This is a genomic window from Acinetobacter sichuanensis (assembly GCF_003024515.2).
GTDB lineage: Bacteria > Pseudomonadota > Gammaproteobacteria > Pseudomonadales > Moraxellaceae > Acinetobacter > Acinetobacter sichuanensis.
On the sequence record NZ_PYIX02000118.1, the window covers coordinates 1 to 2331 of the forward strand.

General features: G+C 40.4%; 2 protein-coding genes and 1 pseudogene. All 3 read left to right on the top strand.

All coding sequences use genetic code 11. From position 1 onward, the window contains the following. Positions 1-1044 (top strand): annotated as a pseudogene (locus C9E89_RS22170) (hypothetical protein); the annotation flags it as partial. A gap of 1 nt (position 1045) precedes the next feature. Continuing rightward, a complete protein-coding gene (locus tag C9E89_RS22175) occupies positions 1046-2128 on the top strand; it encodes a hypothetical protein (RefSeq protein WP_107010250.1) in 1083 nt (360 codons plus the stop codon). Between the two features lie 48 nt (positions 2129-2176). Next, the coding region (locus tag C9E89_RS24205) for a phage holin family protein (protein WP_171405207.1) at positions 2177-2331 on the top strand (155 nt) is incomplete at its 3' end.

The following is a 2331-nucleotide window of genomic DNA, read 5'->3' on the forward strand; positions in this document are numbered from 1 at the left end:
ATCAAAATACCATCTCGATATGAACTTTTCACGAATACATTTGCATCCATAATTTCAAGTTATCAAAATCTAAGTCATATTTCTGCTTTACCCATCCCAACTGGATTATGCAGTCAGAAATTTAAGATTAGTGATAAACAAGCATTTCTAAATTTAAAAATTGCACAACCCGAAAGAATCAAAATTGATACGCCATATTATCGGGATGATCATGTTGTACATCCGTTCCTGTGTAATTTCTATAAAACATTTCGTGGCTTTAACCATATTTTACTACTGACACCGTATCACGATACTGATGCGAATTTTGAAAATCCATGTGTGTACGGCTCGAATGATCTATTGAGCTTTGAGTTGTTGTCAGATATGCCACAGCCTCTCTATGAGCGTTATCCCGACGCGTACAACTACAACTCAGATAATTTCGCGATCTATGATCATACGACAGGTGAGTTTTGTGTCGGCTGGCGCAATGGTGCAACTGCATCGGGCTTTGATTTATGGATAAGCAGAACCCGCGACGGCATTGATTGGACACCGCGTCAGCAATTCATACCCAAATCATTAGAGCTGCTGTTGTCGCCAAATGTTTTATACAACCCAACAATAAATAAGTGGGTTATGTATTCAGTATCAAATGACATTATTCACAATGCGTTTGATGGAAATCAATTTAATTATCGGTTAGCTGATGACTTAGACGGAAACTGGTCAGAACCTATTTTTATTGAAACTCCATTTACGGCTTGGCACCAAGAAACACGATATTGCGGTAATCAATTCATTACGATTATCAATGATCAGAAATATACAGGACAACTGTACTTAGGTATCAGCGACGACGGTTTTTCTTGGGAGTTTTCTGATACTGCGATGATCAGTGGAGACTACTTAAACAGCTATAAAGCATCAATTGTACCAGTCGTTGAGAATAACGCAGTCACATTTGATGTGATGTGGACTTCAAGTAATGTCAAAAATGACGAAAACCTTTGGCAACTATTTCACACAAAAACTCAGACCATTCAAATTGAGGAAATTTAACATGGCTTTAACATTTACAAGCAACAAACGAGCAAGCAACGTCATATCTGATGCATCTGGATTCAAAGGTGCGCTAGATTATGCTGTTAATGCAGACATTGTAAACAATACGTACGTCATTCAAAACAATGGCGAACATGTGAGCGTTGCAATATCTGACATATTTCAAGTGGCACGTACGACACCACGAGGTCAAATTTTAGATGAAAATCTTAAAGTGAGTGTTGTTCCTGCGAATACACCTCGTCGCACGTACTTGCCTTCGTACGCGACATACGGCATTTTGATTGAAGAAGCTCGTTTTAATTTCTTTGATCAAAGCACATTCGTCACGAAACCATCTAATGCATTACCCGTGACAACAAACACGTTCGCATGTTATGCAATAGGCGGCAGTGCTAAAGTTTCAGCGAGTCAAGTTGACATTATTAGTGGCAGCGGAACTTATTCTGACCCACAATATTTCACTTTAAAATCAGGAGGCACAGTTACGCCGACAGTGACTATTGCAGGCAGCCCAACGTCTGTACAGGTTGAGCAATTGATCGCGAAGCCGAGTGCGAGTGCTGTTCCGTCAGCCTCAGCAACAACTAAAACTGCAGAAAGCATGACACTCCCTGCCGCAGATTTGTTTCTTTCAACTCAAGGATGTTTGGTGCTACATATCCTAGAGAACACACCCCCTGTGGATGATGGTAAGTCAGGGTACACACCCTATTTCCAAATTAGCTTTGATGAAAGCAATTACCTTGCGATGAACCGACGCATAGATCGCGACGTACTTACGCTACGTGTGTTCAAGGACGGCACTGAAACACTTACTCCTCAAGTTGCCTTAACGTCCCTAGAAAATACGGTAGCAATTTCATGGAATAACGGTGAAATTCTCTATGCAGTAAATGGAACAGCATATAAGCCACCAGTTAGTATGAATGCCAATTTTAAAGCCAATGCTATTCGATTGTTGTCCGCAATTTCAGGCTGGGTATCTGCTGACGGTAATTCAGCACTTGCCAATATGATTACCTACAACAGAGCGCTAACTCTCGAAGAATTAGCGAAAGCAACAAAAAGTTGGAATTAATGAGAAGCCCCGACTGAGGCTTTTTTATTACCAAAAATAGGGGAGACAATGGACGACTTTACTAAACAAGTCGCAGAAATCGTAGGACCATTTTATACAGCCATCGCATCATTTGTGATGGCTTTTTTAATGGCTTTTTTTCGAACTGCTAAAAAACATGGCAAAGCTGATTGGCTTGAATCGTTGATGTGTGGACTATTTGC